Genomic DNA, 23,156 nt, shown 5'->3' on the forward strand with positions numbered 1-23,156 from the left:
CGTTCGAGGACGCCTTGCGCGGCGAGGGTGTCCAGATCGCGCCGGATGGTCATCTCCGAGGCGCCGGTCAGCTCGGCGAGGTGCGGGACCGTGGCACTGCCCGAGTCCTTCACGGCCTGGGCGATCAGTCGGTGCCGGTCCGCATTGCTCATGCCGCGATTGAACACCACTTGAAACGAACACTCAAGCTGTTCTTAAGGCGATCTTTCAAACACTATGATTGTTCGTTACGGTGGTCGCATGGAACGTTCACTGCGCGCCGCACGCGTGGCGACCTTCGTCTACTTCGTCCTCGACGGCACCTTGATGGGCATGTGGCTGGTGCAGATCCCCGCCGTCGAGAAACGCGTGGGCATCAGCCATGCGACGCTGGGAAGCCTGCTGGTGCTCCTCGGCCTCGGCGCCTTCATCGGCATGCAGGTCGCCGGCCGGTTGGCCGACCGATTCGGCACACGCATGGTGGTCCCCGCCTCCGGCGTGCTGTGTGGTGCGTCGCTCGTCTTGCCGGGCCTTGCCCGGGAGCCTTGGGCGCTGGCCGGCGCGCTGCTGGTGTTCGGCTTCGGCAACGGCTGCCTGGATGTGAGCATGAACGCCCACGCCGTGCACGTGGAGAAGGCCTACAACCGACCCATCATGTCCGCCTTCCACGCCACCTTCTCCGTCGGCGGGGTCATCGCTGCGCTCGTCGGGGCACGGGCGACCAGCGCGGGTATGACTCCCGCCGCGACCCTCGGCGTCGCGGGAGTCGTGGGCATTGTCATCGCCCTGCTTCCGGCCCGCAGCCTGCTGGCGACCGCACCGACGTCCCCGGCAACCGAATCCGCGGCCGCGCGACGCCCGAGGCAACCGGCGGCGAAGCGGCGTACCGTTCCCGCACGCATCTGGATCCTCGCCGCGCTGGCGTTGATGTGCATGCTGTGCGAGGGCGTTGCCAACGACTGGAGTGCTCTGGAGGCAAAGAACGTCCTCGGCGCCCCGGCTGCCACCGCCTCGTTCGCCTACGGCACCTACGCGGCGACCATGACCATCGGCCGGCTGCTGGCCGATCGCGTCTCCCGGCGATTCGGGTCGGCGGCCGTCCTGCGCTACGGCGCGGCCACCGGCGCCGTCGGTCTGACGGTCGTGGCCTTCTCGCCGTGGATCTGGACGGCACTGACGGGCTGGGCGATCTTCGGCCTGGGCCTGTCCGGCTGCGTCCCGCAGCTGTTCAGCGCGGCCGGGCACGCCGATCCCGCCGCCGCGGGCGCCAATGTCTCCCGGGTCGCCGGCCTCGGCTACCTCGGGATGCTCGCCGGTCCCGCGCTGATCGGCTGGATGACCCGTCTCATGGCGCTCAACCACACGTTCCTGCTCCCGGCGCTGCTGTTGGTGCTCGCCGCCGTGGCCGCCGGGATCCTGCGTACCGGATCCGAGCGCGAGTCCCAACCCGATCCCGAACCCGAGTCCGAGCTGGCGCAGCGCGCTTGAACACGTTCGTCGCCACAGCGGGAAGGAATCCCCATGTCCGCCAGCCAGCGGATCGTGCTGAGCGACCGTCCGCCACACATGCTTTCTGCGATCCGTCACGCTCGCGCCGTCGAACTCGGCCATTTACCGGATCTCACCAGCGCGGATGAGGTTCTCAGCGAGGGTAGGGTCGCGGTGAGCGGTGGCCCCGGCGATACTTGCCGCATGGAGAACGCGCAACGTTATCGCTGGTCATACGGTTCGGTGCCGCTCAATGACGACGAATGGCACGTGGTGGAGATGGAGGGCGACGGCAACGAGCGGCAGACCCTGTGCGGCTTCCCGATCGACCTTGAGAAGCAGGGCGCCCGTTGGGGCTCCCCAGACACCTTCCCACGGCACGACGAGTGCACCGACATTTACAACTCAGTGCACCCCGACGATCCCCTGGCGACGCGGCTGGCTTAACCCCGGCCCCGCGCTCAGGGCCACCCGGTGACCATCGGTCGTGCCGTCAAGCCTGGCGGCTGAACACCGCCAAGTATCCGTCGTCGACGATGGGGGCGGAGATGAGTTCGGGCACCGGCGCGAGCAGTTCCGCCAGGAAGTCGATCTTCTCCCGGTCGGCCGACAGAGCGCGCTGAACTGCGCCCAGCCGGTGGACGGCGAAATCGGCTACCAGATCGTCCATGATCTGTTGCGGCACCTGCGGGTCGAAGTCGTGCTCATCCATGATGAGGCCGAGCATGCGGGCGTGAACGAGCGTGACCGCCTCATCGTGGGTGAACGAGCCGTCCGGCCGCCCCCGCCATAGCTCGCTCAGATCGTGCTCGATCCGCTCAGCCAGTGTTCGGGCAGGACGCGCGAGCGCGGGTGAGCGCGGCATTGCGTGCGACTTGATAGGCCATCACGGAGTTGTCGCCCGCGAAGGTCACGTTGACCTCAAGATCGGTCCGAAGTGTGACGATCTGATTGTGGCCATGGAATCCTTGCGACCCACACATTTCACGACATGCGGATAGGACGTCCAGGGCCAGCCAGGAAGCACATTTGCCGGTCGCGGTGAGAAGGTGCATGCGTTTGCGGCCGGGATCGGTGTGCCAGCCGCGCTCGACACCCCCGACGACAGCACGCTCGAGCAAGCGCAGTGCGAGGCAGCGCAGCAGCACCGGATACAACCGGTCGCGGAACAGCGGTTCGTCGAGAAGAACCCTTCGGGACGGCGATCGGCGGATCTCGCGGTGTCCGGCGAACCGCCACGTGAGATAGGCGGCGAGTTCGGCGCCCCGTGCTCCGGCGCTGAGTGTTAAAACCCGCTCCTGGATGAAGGTCTCGATGGACTTCACGAAGCGGGCGTCGGCGTCCGGGAGGGTGCTGGAGAAACACCCGTCCGCGTCGATCCGCGAGTACCGCGCCATCAGTGCTTCGCGCGGGAGCCGGACCCCGGTGAAGCGGGCACCACCGACCTGGTTGGCCCGGATGCCGCCTTTCGGGTCGGCCGAGAGAATCGTGATGCCCGGAAGCGGCGGTCCGTTCTCCTCAGCGCGCAGCGGCACCCGGAACCAGTGGTGGCCTTGCTCTTCGCCGTCGATGACGAGGCGGGCCAGAACCATCGCGACGGTTGCGGCGTGCTTGATGTTGCCGATCCAGAACTTGCAGGCGGCATCGGTGGGAGTGTCGAGCGTGAAGCAGTGTTCCGACCGGTTCCAGGAAACCGTCGTCCCGATCTCGCGGAGATTGGTCCCGCCGCCGAGTTCCGTGCAGCAGAACGCGTAGACCTGGTGCATCCGGGTTATCTCGTCGTGGTAGCGGGCGACCTGTTCGGGGTCGCCGTGGTTGAACAGCGCGCTGCCCGCGATGAGATGGTCTGTGATGGACGACGCGAGGGCGAAATCGAAGGCGCCGGTCAGACCCATCACCTCGCACATGGACCTGAAAGCACGCTCGTTGGACTGGCCCATCCACATGTCGTTGTCGACGAGCCCCTCCCGGAAGATCACTTTCATTCTGTCGATGGTCAGATCCATGTAATCCCGCAGGGATAGCCCGTACCGTCGTCGTGGATCGAACAAATCCTCCCGCAGCAGGCGTTGTACCCCTGCCCGGTACCAGTCGACGTCTTGTTTCGCGTCGGGAACGACATCGGTCATCGGAATCTCCTCAAGCTGCCGGGGCCCAGCAACGGGTGTTATGGGCTCGACAGGAAATGATCACGCTGAGTCGCGGTGTAATACCTAAATTAGGATTTTGATATATGATACCTCGCACTCTGCTTGACTTCGAAGAGCGGTCTTACCTCGCCCATCATCGTGCACTGATAGTCATAAGCTACCGGCGGTGAATTGCCTGCTGGGTTCAGCGGAGCGGTCCTGCCCGAGCGGCCACCTCCGCATGTCTTTTTCGGCCAGCCGCAGGATGCTCGGCAGATCGTTCCTTTACCCGCGGCCTGAGACAGGACCACGTCGCGGTCACGGCCGGACTGGCCATGCCGTTCAGCTCCGGAGTCGCAGAAGGCGACGTCAGCCACATCAAGATGCTGAAAATGCAGATGTTCGGACGAGCCGACTTCGACCTGCTCCGGCTCCGCGTCCGCTGCGCCGCATGATCATCGAGGTTGCCCGCAAGATCTGCGACAGAGTCGTTTGCCGTGTCCACTGACGCCCAGGAACGAACATTGGCCCGACATCAGCCCTGGCCAGGATGCACCTGCCACGAGGTCCCGGCGACTACTACCGGGGCTGGGCGGCATGGGCCAGCGCCATCGCCATCGGCGTCAACATCGTTGGCCTCGTGCTCAACATCACCGGCTTGATCACCGGACCATGACGCCGGCCCTCGGCAGACCGGCACACTGTCGGCCGCCGGCGTCGAGCCCGCACCGTGGCGTGGCGAGCACGTGGGCGCAATTCCAGCGCTCCCAGACCGAGGCCGGTTTGCCCTTTATCGGTGCGCCTTTCTAACGTTGTAATGATCACATGAGCCACCGCTCGTGGAACTTGTCAACGCTGGCCGGTCGTCTGAAGGCTGACGCGCGGCGGCGCCGGAGCGAGGCATTGAGGCCGGAGCGTCGAGCCCGGCGCTCAGTTCTCCGTGATCTAGTGCCCTACTCATGCCCTTTGAAGTGCGCAGATTTGGAGATGTGACACAGTACTGGAAGATCAGTCGACTGTCGCCTGCCTCGAGAGCACCGCAAGACTCGGCAAGCGGCCCTTGACGCTCGGTGGGCCTGGTGCGTTAATTGGGCGTTACAACGTTGTAGCAGTGCCCACGACTCCCGCGTACCACCCAATCCGCGCCCGTGAGCGCCCCGCGCCAATCCTCGTCCGGTCCGATATCCCACCTCGGAACCACCTCTTACCCACGTCCCGACTAGGCCGCGACTTCAGCGCTTCGCCCTCGACCTGAGAAACCGTTCCGGCCCACGGCCGGACCACACCGACGGCGGAGGACGACCGCGCTACGGCACGCGATCACCACCCCGCACAGCGCGGCGAGCCGACGCCGTCGGCATCCCACTCGCCCGCGCTCAAGGTCGCGTCCCAGCACGAAACGTGGCCTCTCGAGCTTGCCCGCCGCGCGGAGCGTCACGCGACGCGGCTTGATCACCGCTGCTCGCCCTGCTCCGACGGCGGTCCCATCCAGGTCCGGCGCCACGCCGGATCGCTACGCCATGCCCTCGAGTCACGCGCCGACCGTTCGGCCGACTCCGAACGCTTCGCGCGCGGCTGCCGCGCGCCCGGACCGGCTCGCACCCGTCTCGTGGCGGCGCGCCGTCCTGCCGTCCGTGCGGCTGCGCAGGCGTGCCCCACGCACCCTTCTCGGAGGAACGCATTGTCTCAATCGATCGACGCGACAGGCCAGGCCGCCGACCCGGGCGAGCCCGACGGCGCGACGGGGCTCAGCCGCCGCCGGCTCTTCCGGGGCACCGGCGCGGTCGGCCTCGGCACCGCGGGCGTCGCCCTGCTGCCCGGCCTGGTGCGGCCCGCCGAGGCCGCCGCCGTCACAGCCGCCGCTGCTACCACCCCGGCCGCGGGTGCGGCCTCGACCGCCCAGCCGCCCTCCTTCGACCCGATCCGCCCGCCGTCCGTGCCGCTCGCCGTGCGCTCGCCGTATCTGAGCACGTGGATGCCCGCGGACAATCTCGCCGGGACCTGGCCGAGCTTCTGGACCGGCCGCACGACCGCCATGACCGGTATGGCCTGGATCGACGGCGTCGAGTTCCTGTTCCTGGGCGCGCCGAACGTGCCCGGCCGGCCGCTGCCGCGCGGGATGGTCCAGCGCTCGCTGACGCTCACCGCCACCGCGTCGCAGTACGTCCTGGCCGCCGCCGGAGTGGAGCTCACGCTCACCTTCCTGTCCCCGATCGAGCCCGGCGACCTGCGCCGCCAGTCGATCCCGATGTCCTACGTCCGTGCGAGCGTCCGGAGCACCGACGGCGCCTCCCACGACGTGCGCCTCTACCTCGACATCTCCGGCGAGTGGGCCTACGGCGACTCGGGCGCGTCGATCGGCTGGTCGCAGCAGCAGGTGGCGGGTTCCGGCGGACCGTCGCTCACCTCGCTGTCCTTCGCACCCAGCAGCCCGCAAGTGCTCGCCGAGAACGGCGACATGGCCGCCTGGGGCACCGTCGTGTGGAGCGCCGCGAACCAGACCGGCCTGACCTGGCAGATCGGCAGCGACGTCACCGTTCGCGCAGCCTTCCTGGCCAACGGCGTGCTCGGCGACACCGCCGACAGCAACCAACCCCGCCCGATCAGCGACAACTGGCCCGTGTTCGCCTTCTGCTTCGACCTCGGCACGGCACACGATTCCACCCGGTCCGCGGTGCTGTCTCTTGGCCACGTCAGGCAGCCGGCCGTGAGTTACCTCGGCACTCAACTGCCCCCGCTCTGGCTGTCGTACTGGCCCACCTGGCAGCAGATGGCAGCCTTCTTCCACGCCGATGCTGACACGGCCCAGAACCGCTGCGCCTCGCTCGACGACAAGGTGCAGCGTGACGCTACATCCGCGGGCGGCTATAGGTACGCCGCTCTGTGTGCGTTGGCACTGCGGCAGGCGTACGGCGGCACGGAACTGGTCAGCCGCAACGGCCAGCCCTGGGCTTTCCTCAAGGAGATATCCAGCGATGGCAACGTCTCCACGGTCGACGTCACCTACCCGGCGATGCCGGCGTTCCTATACCTGGACCCCGGGTACCTGGGCCTGCTGTTGGCTCCGCTCCTCGACTATGCGGAGAACGGCGGATGGCCCGAGCAGTTCGCGCAGCACGACCTCGGCGCGCACTACCCGAACGCGATCGGCGGAATCGTCAACGGACAGGACGTCCAGGAGGACATGCCCGTCGAGGAGTCCGCGAACATGCTCATCATGAGCGCCGCCTACCTCGCGCGCGTGGACGTGCCCACCGCGAGAGCGTTCGCGACGCAGCACTACACGATCCTCAAGAAGTGGGCCGACTATCTCGTCGCCAACGCGCTCGATCCCGGTTACCAGAACCAGACCGACGACTTCACAGGCTTCATCGCGCACAGCGTGAACCTCGCGCTCAAGGGCATCATCGGCATCGGCGCGATGAGTCAGGTCGCGACGGCTGCCGGCAACAGCGCCGACGCCTCGAGCTATCGGGGCACCGCTGCCGGCTACATCGCCCAGTGGGTGCAAAAGGCACAGGACACCTCGTCCCAGCACCTGAAGCTCGCCTACGACCAGCCCGGTACGTGGAGCCTGAAGTACAACGGCTACCCGGACGCGCTGCTCGGCCTTGGCCTCGTGCCCAAGTCGGTCGCCGTCGAGGAGGCCGACTGGTATATGACGCAGACCAACCAGTACGGCGTGCCGCTGGACCCGCGGCACTCCTACACGAAGGGCGACTGGGAGATGTGGACCGCCGCCTGGCTGCGCGATCAGCCGGCCTCGGGCTTCCTGATCTCAGCCGTGTACGACTTCGCCAACGGCTCTCCCTCACGCGTGCCGTTCAGCGACCTCTACGACACCGTGTCGAGCAACCAGGTCGGCTTCCAGGCCAGGCCCGTCGTCGGCGGCATCTTCGCGCTCCTGAGTCTCGGTCCGTGACCCGGCGAAAGCCCGTGCAGCGCCCGCGACGGGAAACCGTGTATTCCATCACTGAGATGGCTGCGCCCGGTCCGCCATGTCCCGACCAAATCAGTCTTCTTCGTAAACCGCTGAGCGGAGCCGCACGGTTCAAGCGACCGTGGTCTTCGGAGGAGAAGCAGAACCCGATGACCTCAGGGGCTCTTGCGGTGTGGCGGGCTAACGGATAGAACTCTGACTTGGATGTTGACAACGTTGTCATACGGAGGTTCGGCCATGTTCTTGCGCCCTGGAAGCGGTGGACGGCTGCGGGCCGCGGTGGTCGCCGTCGCCGTCGCCTGCGCCGGGCTCATCGTGTCGGGCGGCGGCTCCGTCCTGGCCGCGACCCCGGCAGGCGGCGGCGCGGGCGACGCGCTCGTCGACAACCCCGCCTCGCTGGTCGATCCCATGATCGGCACCGGCTCGGGCGGCGCGAGCGTCGGCCAGGTGGACACCTTTCCCGGCGCCACGGCCCCTTTCGGCATGCTGAGTTTCAGCCCCGACACCCCGTCCCGGCCGGACGGCGGCGGCTACAACTACGACGACTCCTCCATCCTGGGCTTCAGCCTCACCCACATGTCAGGCCCCGGATGCAGTGCGTACGGCGACTTCCCGATCCTGCCCACCGTCGGCGCGATCGGCTCCGACCCGGTCGACACCACCGCGGCCTTCAGCCACAACAGCGAGCACGCCGCCCCGGGTTCCTACTCGGTCACCCTGAACCCCTCGACCCCGGCGGCCGTCCAGTCCGACCTCGCCGCCACCGCGCGCACCGGCGTCGCCCAGTTCACCTATCCCGCCGGGACGTCGTCGAACGTGCTGTTCAAGATGGGCGACGCCCAGTCGGGCAACGTTGCCGCGAACATCCAGGTACTGAATGACCACCAGGTCGCCGGAACCGAGACGGCGGGCCAGTTCTGCGGCTCGGCGGGCACCTACCCGGTGTACTTCGCCGCCAGCTTCGCCCGGCCGTTCTCCTCCTACGGGACCTGGCACACCGCCCCGACCGGGCCCAACGTCTTCACCCAGCCGACCGGCGACCTGCCGTGGAGCTACCACGAGATCAACAGCGGCGGCAGCCAGCCGACCGTCGCGCCCGCGACGACCCCGGACGGACAGAGCGCCGTCTCCTGGCAGCAGACCACCGCGCTGTCCAACACCTGGATCCAGGCCACACCGCCCACCCTCACCCAGGGCGACAGCTACGAGGCGAGCGTCACCGTGCAGGGCAGCGGCGACGTGTTCCTCGACTTCTACAACGGGCAGCAGGACGTAGACGGTCAGGCGGTCAACCTGACCTCGACCCCTGTGACGCTGACCGTGGACGCCCAGATCCCGACCGGTTCGATCGGCGCCCCGCAGGTCCAGGTGCGCACCGCGTCGACCGGCCCGGTCAACCTGCTGGCGTCCGCGGTCTCGCTGCGCTCGGAATCCGTGGTCACCACGCCGGGCTCCACGAAGGCCGGTGAGAAGGGCAAGTCGGCGCCGCGCATGCCCGCCGGGCCCAACGGCGCGCCGGCCGCCACCACCGGGACCCTCGTCGCGCCTCCGGGCGTCGAGGCGAAGGGCTCTGAGTCGCGCACCCAGGTCGCCGGCACCCAGGGCCTCCAGTCGGGAGCATGGGTCACCTTCGACACCACATCCCGCCAGGACGTGATGATGAAGGTCGCCCTCTCCTACACCAGCCAGGCCGACGCGTGGGCGAACCTCGCAAGCGAACAACCCGGATGGAGCGTCGGGCGCGTCAGCTCCGACACCTACGCGCAGTGGAATCAACTGCTGAGCCGCATCCGGATCGGCGGCGGCACCCCGGCGCAGAGCACCGAGTTCTACACAGCGCTCTACCACTCGCTGCTCGAACCGAGCATTTTCTCCGACGTCAACGGCGACTACCTCGGCTACGACAACCAGATCCACCAGACGCCGCCCGGCCAGATCCAGTACGCGAACTTCTCCGGCTGGGACGTCTACCGCTCCGAGATACCTCTGCTGGCCACCCTCGCCCCAGAGGAAACCAGCCAGATGATGACCTCGCTGCTCAATGACGAGGCACAGGGCGGCTGGCTGCCCAAGTGGGGCTTCGCGAACGACTACACCCAGGTGATGAACGGCGACGCCGCCGACGCGATCCTGGCCGAGGCGTACGCCTTCGGGGCCAGGGACTTCGACGCGCACGCCGCGCTGGCCGCGATGGTCAAGGGCGCCTCCACCGTGCCGACGCCCGGCCAGCTCGGTCAGGGCACGTACGTCGAGCGGCCGCAGCTGTCGGACTACCTGTCCCTGGGATACGTGCCGAACACCACCCAGAGCGACCTGTCACCCGAGCCCAACGGGGCCTCGGAAACCCTCGAATACGCGAGCGCCGACTTCGGCATCGCCGAGCTGGCCGCCGCAGTCGGAGACACCTCGACCTCGACGACGTACCTGCAGCGCTCGCAGAACTGGACGAACCTTTTCAACGTCGATACCGGCTACATCCAGCCGCGCGACGGCTCGGGCCAGTTCCCCGAGTTCGGCCCGACGACGGACGGCATGGGCAGCTTCGGGCAGTCCGGCTTCCAGGAGGGCAACGCGGCGCAGTACACGTGGATGATCCCGCAGAATCTCCAGGGCCTGATCACGGGCATGGGCGGCGACGCGGCCACGATCGCCCGCCTGGACACCTTCTTCCAGACCCTCAACGCCGGCCCGAACCAGCCGTACGAATGGGCTGGAAACGAACCCTCCCTCGGCATCCCGTGGATCTACGACTACGCCGGCGCGCCGTATAAGACCGAGGCGATCGTGCACGAGTTGCTGTCCACCGTCTACACCGACTCCCCGGGCGGCGAACCCGGAAACGACGACTTGGGCTCGATGAGCTCTTGGTACGTGTGGGCCGCCCTCGGCATGTACCCGGAGACCCCGGGCGTGCCGGTCCTCACCCTGGGCGCGCCGATCTTCCCGCAGGCGCTGATCAACCTGCCCAACGGGCACAGGGTCCTGATGAACGCCCCCGGCGCGTCAGCGAGCACGTACGTACATGCCCTGACAGTCGACGACCAGTCCTGGGCTCCGGTCTGGCTGTCGTCGCCGCTGATCACCGGCCCGGCCACGACCGCCGGGCAGGGCGCGGAGCAGTCGTCCACGACCCGCCTCGACTACACCATGACCGGCACGGCGGACCAGTCGTGGGGAGCTACGGCCGCCGACGCGCCGCCCTCCTACCCGGCCGGACCGCTCCAGTTCCCGCCCGGCCGCCAGCCCGAGGTCCTCGTGCCGACCGGCCCCGACCTGCTCGGCACCGCGCCCACCGGACAGTTGAACTGGCAGGGCCCGGTGGAGAACGGCGTGGGCTCGATACCGGGCGCGGTGGCCGCCGCGACCACCCCGCAGGGCGCCAGCGCCGTGCACTGGACCGAAACCGACGCCGCCCCCAACTCCTGGATCTGGGTCGATCCGGCGGCCCCGCTGCCCGCCGGCCAGTCCTACCAGGCCTCGATCACACTCCAGGGAACCGGCACGGTGTACCTGGACTTCTGGAACGGCCAGCAGGATCTGACCAGCGCGACGATTCAGCTGACCGGCATACCGCAGACGCTGACCCTGCAAGGAGCCGTCCCCTCGGCGGGCGGCACACACTTGCAGGTGCGCACCGGGGATTCCGGACCGGTGGACCTCTACGCTAGTGCCGCGAACCTCCAGCAGCTGACGGCTCAACCGGCGGGCTGAGCCGCTGAAGGTGTGCGCGCCCGGCCGATGTCGGGCGCGCACAGGTTGGTCACTTCCGTGCGCTGTGCGAAAGCCAAAGGGTCGGCTATGGACAAGAGCGGGCAAGAAGGTATGTCAGACGTCTCAATCGCGAAAGGGCTTGCAGAGCATCAGCCTGGCGGCGATCCAGACGCAGACCTCACGCCCGCCGCGCACGCGGCCGTGGCTGCCGATGCGGTTACCGCCGGTGCGGCCGATGGCGAGGTCGTGCCCGTGGCCGAGAGTGAGTCGGCGCCTGGCATCGACACGGTAGCCGGCGGTGTCGAAGCGGGGCTTGCCCGGCTCGTCCGGCTCCCGTGGTTGGGTTGGTTGAGCCGGCTGAGCCGCGGCGACCGGGCCGCGATCGGCGTCACGATCGGGGCACACGCGGCGCTCGTGATCATCACCTACTACTCGTCCTGGATCCAGGGCGGGAACCATAGCCTTGAGCCACTGACCGGTTCTGGCGCCTTCCAGTTCTGGGACGCGAAACGCTACGTCAACTACGCACAGCACGGCCTGTTCTCAGGGGCGTCCACTCCGAACAACGCCGCCTTGTTGCCCGGCTACCCACTTCTGCTCGCCTTCGTACACCTGCTCGTGCGCAACTGGCTCGCCTCCGTGCTGCTGCTCTCCCTGCTGGCGGGATGCGCCGCAGCCGTGCTGCTCAACCGGATGGCCGGCAGCACCCGGGCCGGACTGTTCCTGTTCACCGCCCCGGCCGCGGTGTTCCTGACCGTCGGCTACAGCGAGCCGGTCTTCCTCGCCTTCGCCGCGGCAGCCTGGTATGCCGCGCAGCGCGGGGAGTGGTCCGTCGCCTCGCTGTTCGCCGGCCTGGCGGGCCTCACGAGGATCGACGGGCTGGCCCTGATCCCCGCCCTGGTCCTGTTCGCCCTGACCCGACCCGGCGCTGCGCGCCGTCTGAGCGCCGCATCCGGCGCCGCAGCCGCGGCCGTCGGTCCGTTCCTCTACGTGCTCTACCTGCGCCGGACCACCGGCAGTTGGAGCGCCTGGCAGCAGGCCAGCCGGGCCGGTTGGAATCTTCGGATCGACTGGCCCTGGATCGCGATCCGCGACAGCTGGCGTAACGCCTACGAAGACCACTGGAGCTCGGCATACTACCCATGGTCGTGGTCGTTCGAGTTGGAGCTCGTGTGCACCATCGCGGCCGCTCTCCTGGTCATCGCGCTCCTTGCGCGACACGAGTGGCCTGAGGCGTGCTACTGCGCGTTGGTGCTCGCCAGCATGGTGTGTGTCAATTACCAGATGGGCGCCGACCGGGGCCTGCTCGTCTGTTTCCCGCTCTACCTGCTGCTGGCCCGCGCCGCAGACCGGCGGCCGTGGATCGGGAGCGCGTATGTCTGGGTCAGCGCACCGATCGCCCTCCTCCTGGCGGGTCTGTACACCACGGGCAACTGGGCGAACTGATTGGCGCACGGGTGTCGAAGTCCTGCACGCGGGACTGTGGAACTTGCAGGATCCTGCTGGCAAATTCGTTGCCGCAGCGTCGTGATCGCATGTCCGCAGCCGCGTACTCGAAAGTGGTGTCAAGAACCTGCGAACTCTATTTCTGAACGCAGCACTGTCTGAACACGGTGAACCGAGCGGCTGTCACCGGCGACGCAGCTCGTCAGCGAACTGCTGCCACGTCAGCGAGAGGCTTTCGGCGAGTTTCACGATCATGGCAGCGCGGTGCGCCGGAACGGCGTCGACCAGAGCCGCCCATTCATCCGGCGCGATCGCGTGCAGCGTCAGCAACCGCAGCAGCTCTCTGCCTCGCTCGGAGTGCCTAACGGTGGGATCGGCGGCGAGCGCTTTGACGACGGTGACCGGGATCCTGGCTCCCACGCGCCTCGGTTTCACGGTCTTGTACCGGTCCGAGATCGCCGACGATGCCGCAGAGACTGATGTCGGCCCGAGTTCCAGTTCGTCGGCTTCCACCGCAGACTCCCTACATCGTCCCGGTCTCGCACGCATTGCGCCGCGCCGCCTCCACGATGCGCGATGCCCGCGGGAGTCCCGCTTGGCTACGACGGTCCGATTCGGACTGCTCGGCGAATCGTTTCGAGGATCGACAAAGCTCTGGGGCTGAGTGGAACCGTCCTGGTGGGGTGCCGAATCGAAGCCGTCGTAGCCACCCACCTCAGTGATAGAGCCCAGGCTGTTGTTTGGCAGCAGGCCAGGTTGTTCGGCGAACAATGCCGAACAAGCCGCCCGGCCGATTTCGAACGCTGTTAGATGTCGATCAGGCGGCCGTCGCGCAAGGTCAGCACCCGGTCGGCCAGCTCGACCATCGCGGCGTCGTGGGTGGCCACCAGCGCGGTGACGCCTTCTGCGGCGATCACCGCGCGCAGCAGCCGCATCACCGAGCGGCCGGTTTCCCGGTCCAGCTGGCCGGTCGGTTCGTCCGCGATGAGGAGACGTGGCGTGTTCGCGAGCGCCCGGGCGATGGCGACCCGCTGCTGCTGCCCGCCGGACAACTCCGCCGGGCGCTGCTTACCGTGCGCAGCGAGGCCCACCAGGTCCAGTAGGAGCCTGACCCGCTCCTCGCGCCGCGCGACCGGCATCCGGCGCAGCCGCAGCGGCATCGCGATGTTCTCGGCCGCCGTCAGCACGGGCAGCAGGGCGAAGGACTGGAACACGAACCCGAGAGTGTTCCGCCGCAGCGCCGCCAGTTCGCCGTCGCCGGTGCGCACGCCCTCGCCGAACACCGGGCGGCCGTCGATCGCCAGCTCTCCGGAGTGCGGCCGGTCCAGCCCGCCGACCAGGTTGAGCAGCGAGGTCTTGCCGGAGCCGGACCGCCCGACCACCACGCACAGCTCGCCGCGCGCCGCCTCGAACGACACCCCGTCGACCGCGCGCACCGCCCGCGACCCGTTGCCGAAGGTGCGGCGCAGCTCGTGGGCCACGATCATCGGCCCAGTTCCGGCGGCCTCTCCCGCCACGACTGCCGAGCGGCCCTCGGGCCCGGTCACCGACTGGCTTCCTTCATTGCGCACCCGTTCGCTCCGGTCCCGTTCACTGAGCCCCCTCCGCCTCGCGGCCCTGCCCCGGCCACACGCCGATGTGATCAGACTCCAGGCCGAGCAGCACTCGCTCGCGCAGGCTCAGCGCGTCGATGTATTCACGCGGCAGTTGGACTCGCCCCGCCCGGTCCAGCACCGCGTAGGACTGCGCAGCCACCACAGTCTCGCCGTCCGCGACGTCCGCGCCGGGCCGCACCGTTTCGGTGCTGATGCGGCCGTCGCGGATCTCGATGGTCCGGCCGACCCGCTCGGATACCGCCGCGTCGTGCGTGACCACGACCACCGTCACACCCAGCTCCCGGTTCGCCTCGCGCATCGCGGCGAACACGTCCGCGCTGGTCGCCGAGTCCAGCTCGCCGGTCGGTTCGTCCGCGAACAGCACCTCGGGGGCGTTGGCCAGCGCGGTCGCGATCGCGGCGCGCTGCTGCTGCCCGCCCGAGAGCTGCGCCGGTCTGCGGTCCGCGACGTCCGCGACCCCGAGCAGGTCCAGGAGTTCCCCGGCCCGCGCGGCCCGCTGTCGCCGCCGCGTCCCGGCGAACGACATCGGCAGCATGACGTTCTCCCGGGCCGTCAGATAAGGCAGCAGGTTGCGGGCGGTCTGCTGCCAGATGAAGCCGACCGCCCGGCGCCGGTAGTCGAGCCGGTCGCGTGCCTTAAGGGCCATCAGATCGCGTCCGGCGACCCGCACGGCCCCGGCCGTCGGCTTGTCCAGCCCGGACAGGATGTTGAGGAGGGTCGACTTCCCGCTGCCCGACGCTCCCACCACCGCGACGATCTCACCGCGGCCCACCAGCAGATCGAGCCCTTGCAGCGCCTGCACCTCGACATCGCCGGTCTGATAGATGCGCACCAGGTTGTCGCACACGATCTGGGCATCGGTGCCGTACGCGGCGCGGGGCCGTCCCGCGGCCTTCTCAATCTCGCGCAGGCTGGTCCGTCCCTCTTCCTGGGACTCCGACCTCTCCGTCATCGCGCCTCCTTCCCCTTGCCGCGCACTGTCTCGCTGCTCATCGGGCACCATCATGCGGCGCGCTCGTCTCGTAGGAATGACAGCCGGGTGCGGTGGTCTGCGACCGCCCGCACGGCCGCGAGCAAAAGACCGACAGCGGGCACCGCCACGACAGCCCACACGGCGGCGGGCGGCGCGGTGACGTCCGACAGCGGCAGCCCGTTCGGCGAGCCCACCGCCAGCTGCCCGACCAACGGCGCGAGCACGCCGAGCGCACAGAGCGCCGCGACCGCCGCGACCACCGCGATCATCAGGAAGGCCGGCAGCGTCTCGAGCACCGAGGCCAGCACTCCGGTCGCGCGCCGCGCGCCTAAGGTGACCAGGAACGCCTTACCGGCAGCCCGTGTCGGGGCCGTGAGGGCGCCCGCGAGCAACAGGCACACGGCGGCGAGGACGAGGTCGAATGCGACCGCCGCACCCGAGGTCCAGCGGGCGACGGCGCCGACCGGTCCGGTGTCCAGCCCGGCCGCGAGCTGGGCCCGGTCGGTCACGGTGGCCAGCGGGACCGCTTCCGCCCTGCTGAATGCCTGCGCGCTCGCGGTGCCCGAAGCCAGGTCGAACCAGGACGCGGTCAACGGCGGGGCGACCCCGTTGGCCTGCTTCTCCAGCACGGCCTGGGACAGCACGACGAAGACGCTTGCTCCGCCGGCCGCCGGGAACGAGGCGGCTTGAGCGACGGGGGCGATCGGCACCGTGTCGCCCGGCAGGCCGAGCTGGTCGCGGCCCGGGGCGAAGTAGCCGGCCAGGTTCGACGAGATCAGCGCTGGAAGATCGCCCGCCGCGTTCGGACCGGCGCTCGCCGCGAGGGCCCGCAGCGCCGCGTCCACGCCCGAACCGTCGAGCGGGGTTCCGGCGAGCAATCGGTCGTACTGGGCCGGATCCACCACGACGACGGTGGCCGACACCTGGCCCTGGGGGGTGACCAGCGGCAGGTTCGCGAACACGGTGCCGGTGGCCGAGGCGCGCACCCCGGGGGCGGCCGTGACCCTCGCGAGCGCCGCCGGGTCGAGCCCGGTGCCGACGTCGCCCTGGACCTGGATCCGCAGGTCGGCGCCGGTGCGGCGCCAGGCGTCGAGCTGCCGGGCCGCATCCAGGGACGCGGTGAAACAGGATGCGAACACGGCTGAGGATGTGGCGACCAGCAGAGCCACGGAGGCGGCGGTGGGCAACGCGGGACGCCGGGCGGCGTGGGCGGCGGCAAGGAACGGCGCGGCGGACCGGGTGTGGCCGGAGGCGAGGCGGACGGCCGGGCGCACCAGCAGGGTGACCAACGAGGTGACGGCGAGGGCGCCGACTGCGGCGGCCAGTGTCGGCAGGCTCGCGCTGAGCAGGTCGGGCGAGGCCGAGGCGGCGAGCTGGGTGCGCACCATGGTCGCGGCGCCGACGAGGAACAGCAGGAGCAGGACGACACCCGTGCGTCGCAATGCTCTGCGTCGTATCGCCGACCGCCGGGACGGTGGCGCCTGGTCGGATAAGCCTGCTGATGAGACCCCCGGCGACGAGGACGACGAGCGCAGCGCGGTGATCGCAGCAGCCGCCGGGACGCCGACGACCACCGCGCTCGCGACGCCGATGATGAATCCGTCGTCACCGCCGGGTATCGCCGACAACGACGCGGCGATGGCTATCGCGGCGGCCGGAATCGTGCATCCTGCCGCCTGAACCGCCGCGCGGCGTGCGGCAGCGACGGGGGCGAGACCTCGCGCCCGACGCAGCGACAGATCGCGTGCCTGCCGGTCGGACAGGACACGCAGCGCAAGCAGGATCGTGGCGATCCCCACCGCGCCTGCCGCGACCAGGACGAACAGGCCGAGCGCGTGGGCGGCCCCGGCGTCCGCCTCGAAGCCGGAGACCAGGTCGGGCACGCCGCTCACGACGGCGGCGGTGGAGAAAACCGGTCCCTGCGCCGCACGCCCGGAAGTGCTGTCCTGCGGAGTCGCGATCGGTACCCCGGACGCGATCAGGGCCTTGATCCCGGTGGCGAACGGTACCGCGCGATCCGCGGTCAGCCCGGTCGGGACGAGGGCGTAGTCCCATGTCACGGTCGCCGCCTGCCAGCCGGTCAGTGCGCCGACTGCGTCTGGGGCGGCCAGCGCCTGCGCGGTCCACTGGATCCACGGCACCGGCCCTACGGCGGCGAAGGTGTTGACCTTCTGCTGTACGAAGGGGTTCAACAGGCCGCTGAGCAGGTCCCCGGACGGACCGGCGGCGGTCGTGCCAGAGCCGCGGAACACACCGCTGATTCCGACGTAGAGGTCGGCGCCGCTCTTGGCCGACAGCGCGTATGTCTGCCCGACCGACAGGCGCAGCTCTTGCGCGGTCAGCTCCGAAACTGCGATGGGCACCGGATGCGCGGCGTCAGTGCCCGTGCACGTGTCCCGGCAAGCGGGTGCCCTACCCGCCGTGTAGCGCAGTTCTCGCTCAACACCTGAGGCTGTCTCCAGCGTGAGCAGCGACGCCGCCTGGTGCACGGCGGTGCTGGTCTCGGGCGACTCGTGCGGCAACCACATCGGCAGGTCGCCGGTCACCTGGGGTTCGGCGAAGGACCATCCGGACAGCGCGAACGCACTGCTCGGCGCGGGCAGCCTCGCCGCGATGTCGCCGGTCGCCTCTGGCACGGCCGCGGAAGTCCCCTCAGTCATCGTGGACGTGGCGACAAGCCGTCCCCCGGAGCCGTGCTGTTCCACGTAGTCCTGGAACGCGCCGGTCGTCCGGGCCGAGAGCTCGCGTTGGCCGCCTACCAGCCCGGCGCACACGACGAGCGTGATCAGCGCCGTGATCAGCAGTGGCCCCGCATAAGCCCGCGTCGCCGCCATCGTCGCCCTGCCGCGCCGGTATCCGCCCGTCATCCTGCTCCCCCCGTGCGCAGCAGCGCCGCGACCCGCAGCCGGGGTACCCGGAAGGCGATCCAGCAGATCACCGCGGCGACGACGGCAAGCACCGCGGCGCCGCTGAGCCCCACCGCCGTCCAGTCCGGGCCGACCAGAACAGAGGGCTGCGGCGCGCTTCCGTCCCTGGCGAGCACCACCGAGGGGACGATCAGCTGGGACAGCCCGAGCCCGGCCGCGGCGCCCGCCACCACTCCGACGACGGCGACCAGCGCCTGCTCGACGCCGAATGCCAGGCCGATGTCGGCGGCGCCGAACCCGAGGGCCCGCACGGCGGCGAGCTGCGCGATCCGTTCGCGGACGATCGCGGCGACATGTGCGCCATAGCCGAACAGCGCGAACAGCACGGCCGCGAAGGCGGCGATGGTCAGCGCCCCCACCGGCCCGTCACGCACCGGATCGTCCATGAGCTGCGCGGCGGCCGAGAACCGGTCCTGGACCTCGAGCGCCTCTCCGGAAGAGATCAGCGCGGCCGAGGCCTTCGCGGCGGCGCCCGGCTGTGCGCGCGCCCACAGCTCGGTGTCTCCGGAGAGAGCGAAGTCGTGTCCGGCTGCGTACGCATTCAGGGTGTTCTGGTCGATCAGGACGGCGTTGTCCGAGGGCTGCGTCGTCGGCAGCGCCTTCGCGGTGCTCACGATCAGCAGCGGTACGACGTTCGCGCCGACGGCCACTTCAACTGTCGCACCGGGACCGGGAGATCCGGCTGCCGCCAGGAATCCTGCGGTGACCACCGCCGGCACCGCCGCGGGAGCTGGAAGCGCGAGAACGGCGCTGTACGCGGACTGCCCCTGCGTTGCGACGCCGGCAGGGATCGATCCGGGGTCGAAGGTGCCGTGGAGCAGGACGGAGGCACCGCCCGCAGCACCCACGCCGACTGCTGTCGCCGCGTGTGCCGGGTTCAGCTCGGCCAGCACGTTCGGATCGCTGGTCGGGGCGGTCAGGTCGGCGGTCGGCTTCCAGCTCTGACCGGCGGCCGCGGCGACCGGACCGGCGTCCGTGGAGAGGGAGAGCACGTCGAACCCGAGCGCCCCGGGATCGCTCGCCGGCGCCGTCATGAGCACGCCGATCCGGGTGACGCGCAGCGGCCAGGCGACCGTGGAACCGTCGCCGATCGCCGGGGTGAGGTCGATCGCGACCGGTTGCGCGGCCCCGGTCGAGGCGAGCGGCGCGTCGAGGGTCGCGCCGCCACCGGAGACTCCGGCCACGGACAGGTCGAGTCGAGCACCGATCGGATACGGGCCGGTCAGCCGGACGGTGAGCCTCAGTCGGCTAGGGCGGCCGGGCAGCGGCAGCCCGGGCGGGGCCGTGCTGTGCGCGGTCAGCGGCGCGAGCAGTGCGGAGGCTCCGGCCGGCGTTAGGTCCGAACGGATGCGGGCGACCTGCTCCCATCGCGCCGGGTCGGTCGCGAGCAGCGTCGCCTGCCCTCCGGTGCCCGAGCGACCGATGGACGCGGAGATCCGTTGGACTCGGGCGACGGCGGCGATTCCCGGCAGCGTCTCGGCCAGGCCGCCGGAGCGTACCTGGTCCACGCCCAACCCGGTCGCGCGCACGTCCGCGCCGACCGCAAAGTCTGCCTGGTCCACTGCGGACCGGTCGGTGGCGGCCCGATCGGCCCCGCTGAGCACGACGAGCGCGGTCGCGGTCGCGATCAGGACGACCGCGGCGGTGTGCGTGCGCATCAGCCGGGCCGCGTGCCAGCTGCCGAACGCGCCGGGCCAGCCGCGGCGCCTCCCCGCGATCCGCTGGGCGATCCGGCCGGCCAGCGAGACCAGACGGGTGGAGACCAGCGCGAAGGCGAGCACGGCCAGGGTCGGTGCGCAGACCGTCACCGGGTCGAGCGTCCCGGTCGCCGCCTGCGCCGACACGCCGCGACGCAGCTCCCAGACCCCGGCCGCGGCCAGCGCGAGCGCGGCGAGGTCGATCCCGGCGGCGGCGACTCCCGGGGGGATCCGTCCGGCGCGCGCCACCGAGTCCTCGCGCGCGGCCACCCCGCCGACCAGGACGAGCAGTCCGGTGAACACCAGACCGCCCGCGGCGGCGGCAATCCAGACGGCGGCATCCGGCAGCGACCACACGCCCGCGCCGTCGCCTCCGCCTGCCGTGAGTGCGGCGAGCCGGGCGCCGATCCAGGGGGCGAGGGCGGCCGCGGGCACGGTGATCGCGAGGGTTTCGATCAGGTCGTACCGCAGCAGGTGCCACACGGAAGCACCGCGCGAGCGCATCAGGGCGGCCTCGGGGCGGCGGCCGCGGGCGAGCAGGCGGGCGGTCACGGCGATCGCGCAGCAGGCCACCGCGACCGCCTCGAGGATCGGGACCGCGATCGCGGGGCGGGCCACCACCAGGGCGCGGGACGTCTGGTCGAGCAGGGCCTGCGCGTCCGCAGACGCCTGCCCCGGAGCCGCGGTGATCGACGGGTCGTTGGCGAGGACGTCGGACAGCCGGGCGAGTTGGGCGCGCACCGTGTCGAGCCCCGCCTCGGACAGCCGGGAGTAGTCGAGCCCGACGACGATGTAGGACACGGCGGACGACACCCGATGCTGGTCGAATGCGGCGGGTGCGGCGTACAGCGGCTCGGTGCCGACGCCGGTCGATTCGGGGATGGTCCACAGCGGATCCGCGGCCGAGGCGGGCCGGTAGATTCCCGTCACCACCGCGACGGACCCGGCGCGCGGCGAGACGGTCGCCGCGCCGAGCGGGATCAGGCTGCCGACGGTGAGCCGGTAGTGGCTCGCCTCGGTGGTAGACACGGCGACCGGGACAGCGTCGGCCGAGCCGGGGGAGTCGTCGGCGTCAGGCCAGGTCCCAGCGGTGAGCGAGGCCGACTGGCCCAGCTGTGGCGAGGTCCACAGCACAGGCGTGTCGCCGCCTGCCGACGTGGCGAGGGCCGGGGCCTGCACACCGGTGACGAGGCGCGACGGCAGGGCGGTGAAGTTCTGCGAGATGTCCGCCGCGGCGGCGCTCCGGATGGCCGCCTCGCTGCCCGCGACGGTGTAGGTGACCACCAGACGGCGCTGTTCAGGGGTGGCGCGCTGGCCGATTTGGGCGACCGCGCGGGTGGCCGCGTCGGAGGCGAAAGCGGCGACGGCGGCGAGCGCGACGGTGGCGCCGAGGGCGAGGAAGAAGGCGGCGAACACGACGCGCGCCTGGACACGGGCGCGGCGCGCGGTCAGCCCGCCGGTCGTCCCGCCCCCGATAGACACTGCGACCGATCCTCCCCGAGCCCCGAACGGTTCATCGCGCGGATAGTACTGGCGGACCGGCGACCCCATAACCGCCCACCACCGGAAATATAGCCGCCCGAGCAGCGACTGCGCCGTGGCGGTGTCCCACCCGGCCCGACGCGGCGATGTCACGAAACTCTAGTACTCGGAAACTCGATTTCGCTGTGACCAGCAGCGTTGCCTGCTGACGCGTCTGCCAGTCTGCTCCAGCCTTCTCAAGGGCTTGCAGTTTCGAGGGGCTGAGGCGTGTGGGTCTTCAGGAGAGCTGTCGAGGTGGTCGCGTCGTGCGGGTGCTTGATCGGATCACGGACCCGTCGCTTGCGCGTTGAGCGCTACCCGGTCGCGCCCAATTGGATCATGGCGAACGTCTTCGGGGTTGCCGGGCCTACCTCGTAGCTGGTGGGGCCGGTCTGGTAGCCGAGGTTCCAGAAGATGGCTCCTGCGGCGTGGAGGGAGTGGAGCATCGCGTACGTGGCGGCGAAGTCCGCGGCGCGCTGATCGTCGCCGACCTGCTGTTGCCAGCCGAACTCCTCGTCGATGAGGGGTTTGCCGAGGGAGGCGCAGTACGCGGCAGCGGTCGGCGCCCACGCCTGCATGCCGCCGTAGGTCTTGATGGCGCACGTGGCGTTGCCCGGCAGCGCGAAGATCGTGCGCCAGTCGATGCCGGAGTGGGTCTCGTTGAGGTAGCCGAGACCGCCGGTGTCGATCAGCACCGCGGGGTGCCGGGTTTGCCAGACGGCGATCGCCTGGCGATAGAAGGCGGTCAGGTCCCCGGTCGAGTACGTCAGGGTGCACGGTCGGCCGGTGGCACTCGCGTTGAATGCGTAGGGCTTGTTCGCCGGTTCCGGTTCGCCCGCGATTGAGACCAGGGCGAGTGTCGGATCGTCCCGGTACACCGAACCATCCACCGTGTTGACCCTGTCGGCGACGAAGGAGAGGAAGCTGCTCCAGTCCGCCGTGTACGGATCGATGCAGTTGTTCCACAGCATGGCGCGATAATCGGCGAGGCCGAGGTCCACGTGCATGCCGGCCGACCGGGCTGCGGCGATCACGCCGTCCACGAGACGCCATCTGGCGGGGTCGTACGGCGCGGTGCTCGGCGAACCGTTGACGTCGAGGAAGTCGGTGATCCGGATCGTGTTGAGGTGCGCATCACGGGCGAGGGCGATCGTGTCGGCGGGATCCTTGAGCCCGGAGCGGTACGGCACGACGCCGGGGTTGTAGATCGTCGCCCCGTACATGTGCCACGGAGCGCCTCCGGTACACAGCGCGGTGCCGCAGGCGCTGACTGCTCCCGTGCCCGAAGGCCCGGGGCTCGATGGCCCGGCGTGCGGGACGGGGCTGGGCGACGCGGGGCTCGACGGCCCGGGATCGGGGTTCAGCGGCACGGGACTGTGCGACACAGGATTGTGCGGCCCGGTTCCGCTGGCGCCGGACGACCCGGAGGGCGAAGCCACGGACAATATGGCCGCGCACACCCCGACCGCAGCGAGCGTCGCCAGCGCTGCCAGCAGCCACCGAGTCCGCAACCTCATCCCAGCCCCCTCGCACGAATCGACTCTCCCGGCCCGCGCCGCCCGAATCTATAGCATGCGGCGGCGCGGGCCACCGGCTCACGGCCGCTCTTCGAAGTTAGCCGCCCGCGGGCCTCGTCTTTCGCAGTTTCGGATGATCATGTTTCGGCTGCGGCCCCGACTGCAAGCAGAAGGGAAGGGGCAGGAGCCTCGCTGGCATTCCCTCGCAAAAA

Annotated in this window: 15 protein-coding genes and 1 pseudogene; 7 read left to right on the plus strand and 9 right to left on the minus strand. The window is 70.0% G+C overall.

Translation table 11 applies throughout. The annotated features are described in order from the left end of the window. A partial coding sequence (locus VGZ32_RS13060) for a DeoR family transcriptional regulator (RefSeq protein ID WP_326886263.1) occupies nt 1–152 on the minus strand: 152 nt, incomplete at its 3' end. A gap of 88 nt (nt 153–240) precedes the next feature. On the opposite strand from VGZ32_RS13060, the gene VGZ32_RS13065 reads away from it, so the two are divergent. Both VGZ32_RS13065 and VGZ32_RS13070 read left to right on the plus strand, forming a co-directional pair. Continuing rightward, entirely contained in the window at nt 241–1,467 is a 1,227-nt protein-coding gene (locus VGZ32_RS13065; protein WP_326886249.1) for an MFS transporter, read from the plus strand. 33 nt (nt 1,468–1,500) lie between these two features. After that, nucleotides 1,501–1,914, plus strand: a complete 414-nt coding sequence (locus VGZ32_RS13070) for a hypothetical protein (protein ID WP_326886250.1) — start codon at nt 1,501–1,503, stop codon at nt 1,912–1,914. 46 nt (nt 1,915–1,960) lie between these two features. Here VGZ32_RS13070 and VGZ32_RS13075 read toward each other — a convergent pair whose 3' ends face one another. Both VGZ32_RS13075 and VGZ32_RS13080 read right to left on the minus strand, forming a co-directional pair. After that, nucleotides 1,961–2,332 carry a hypothetical protein gene (locus VGZ32_RS13075; protein WP_326886251.1) on the minus strand — a complete coding sequence of 124 codons (372 nt, stop codon included), beginning with the start codon at nt 2,330–2,332 and terminating at the stop codon, nt 1,961–1,963. Continuing rightward, on the minus strand, nt 2,286–3,596 hold the full coding sequence (locus VGZ32_RS13080; protein ID WP_326886252.1) for an acyl-CoA dehydrogenase family protein: 1,311 nt from the start codon (nt 3,594–3,596) through the stop codon (nt 2,286–2,288). The genes VGZ32_RS13075 and VGZ32_RS13080 overlap by 47 nt, the downstream gene beginning before the upstream one ends. Before the next feature lie 278 nt (nt 3,597–3,874). Here VGZ32_RS13080 and VGZ32_RS29170 point away from each other — a divergent pair. From VGZ32_RS29170 to VGZ32_RS13100, 5 genes and pseudogenes are all read left to right on the plus strand, one after another. Then, nucleotides 3,875–4,051: pseudogene (locus VGZ32_RS29170) on the plus strand (ISL3 family transposase); the annotation flags it as partial. A gap of 95 nt (nt 4,052–4,146) precedes the next feature. Next, complete coding sequence (locus VGZ32_RS13085) at nt 4,147–4,272, plus strand: hypothetical protein (RefSeq protein ID WP_326886253.1); 126 nt, start codon at nt 4,147–4,149, stop codon at nt 4,270–4,272. Nucleotides 4,273–5,277: 1,005 nt separating this feature from the next. Further along, nucleotides 5,278–7,518, plus strand: coding sequence for a glutaminase family protein (locus VGZ32_RS13090; protein ID WP_326886254.1), 2,241 nt, complete (start codon nt 5,278–5,280; stop codon nt 7,516–7,518). 255 nt (nt 7,519–7,773) lie between these two features. Beyond that, nucleotides 7,774–11,247 carry a GH92 family glycosyl hydrolase gene (locus VGZ32_RS13095; protein WP_326886255.1) on the plus strand — a complete coding sequence of 1,158 codons (3,474 nt, stop codon included), beginning with the start codon at nt 7,774–7,776 and terminating at the stop codon, nt 11,245–11,247. 252 nt (nt 11,248–11,499) lie between these two features. After that, on the plus strand, nt 11,500–12,693 hold the full coding sequence (locus tag VGZ32_RS13100) for a mannosyltransferase family protein (RefSeq protein ID WP_326886256.1): 1,194 nt from the start codon (nt 11,500–11,502) through the stop codon (nt 12,691–12,693). Nucleotides 12,694–12,876: 183 nt separating this feature from the next. Here the strand turns inward: VGZ32_RS13100 and VGZ32_RS13105 are convergent, their stop codons facing one another. The 6 genes from VGZ32_RS13105 to VGZ32_RS13130 all read right to left on the minus strand — a co-directional run bounded on the left by VGZ32_RS13105 (nt 12,877) and on the right by VGZ32_RS13130 (nt 22,944). Then, nucleotides 12,877–13,206: a hypothetical protein gene (locus tag VGZ32_RS13105; RefSeq protein ID WP_326886257.1), complete on the minus strand. Its 330-nt coding sequence runs from the start codon at nt 13,204–13,206 to the stop codon at nt 12,877–12,879. A gap of 293 nt (nt 13,207–13,499) precedes the next feature. Next, nucleotides 13,500–14,180, minus strand: coding sequence for an ABC transporter ATP-binding protein (locus VGZ32_RS13110; protein ID WP_349263588.1), 681 nt, complete (start codon nt 14,178–14,180; stop codon nt 13,500–13,502). 103 nt (nt 14,181–14,283) lie between these two features. Continuing rightward, entirely contained in the window at nt 14,284–15,261 is a 978-nt protein-coding gene (locus VGZ32_RS13115; RefSeq protein ID WP_326886259.1) for an ABC transporter ATP-binding protein, read from the minus strand. Nucleotides 15,262–15,311: 50 nt separating this feature from the next. After that, on the minus strand, nt 15,312–18,149 hold the full coding sequence (locus VGZ32_RS13120) for a hypothetical protein (protein ID WP_326886260.1): 2,838 nt from the start codon (nt 18,147–18,149) through the stop codon (nt 15,312–15,314). Further along, nucleotides 18,146–21,388 carry an FtsX-like permease family protein gene (locus VGZ32_RS13125; RefSeq protein ID WP_326886261.1) on the minus strand — a complete coding sequence of 1,081 codons (3,243 nt, stop codon included), beginning with the start codon at nt 21,386–21,388 and terminating at the stop codon, nt 18,146–18,148. The genes VGZ32_RS13120 and VGZ32_RS13125 overlap by 4 nt, the downstream gene beginning before the upstream one ends. Nucleotides 21,389–21,741: 353 nt before the next feature. Next, the gene (locus VGZ32_RS13130) at nt 21,742–22,944 is read right to left on the minus strand and encodes a hypothetical protein (protein ID WP_326886262.1); all 1,203 of its coding nucleotides are present in this window, start codon (nt 22,942–22,944) and stop codon (nt 21,742–21,744) included. Nucleotides 22,945–23,156: the final 212 nt, after the last annotated feature.

The sequence above is a fragment of the Actinocrinis sp. genome, from assembly GCF_035938995.1.
GTDB lineage: Bacteria > Actinomycetota > Actinomycetes > Streptomycetales > Catenulisporaceae > DASZGI01.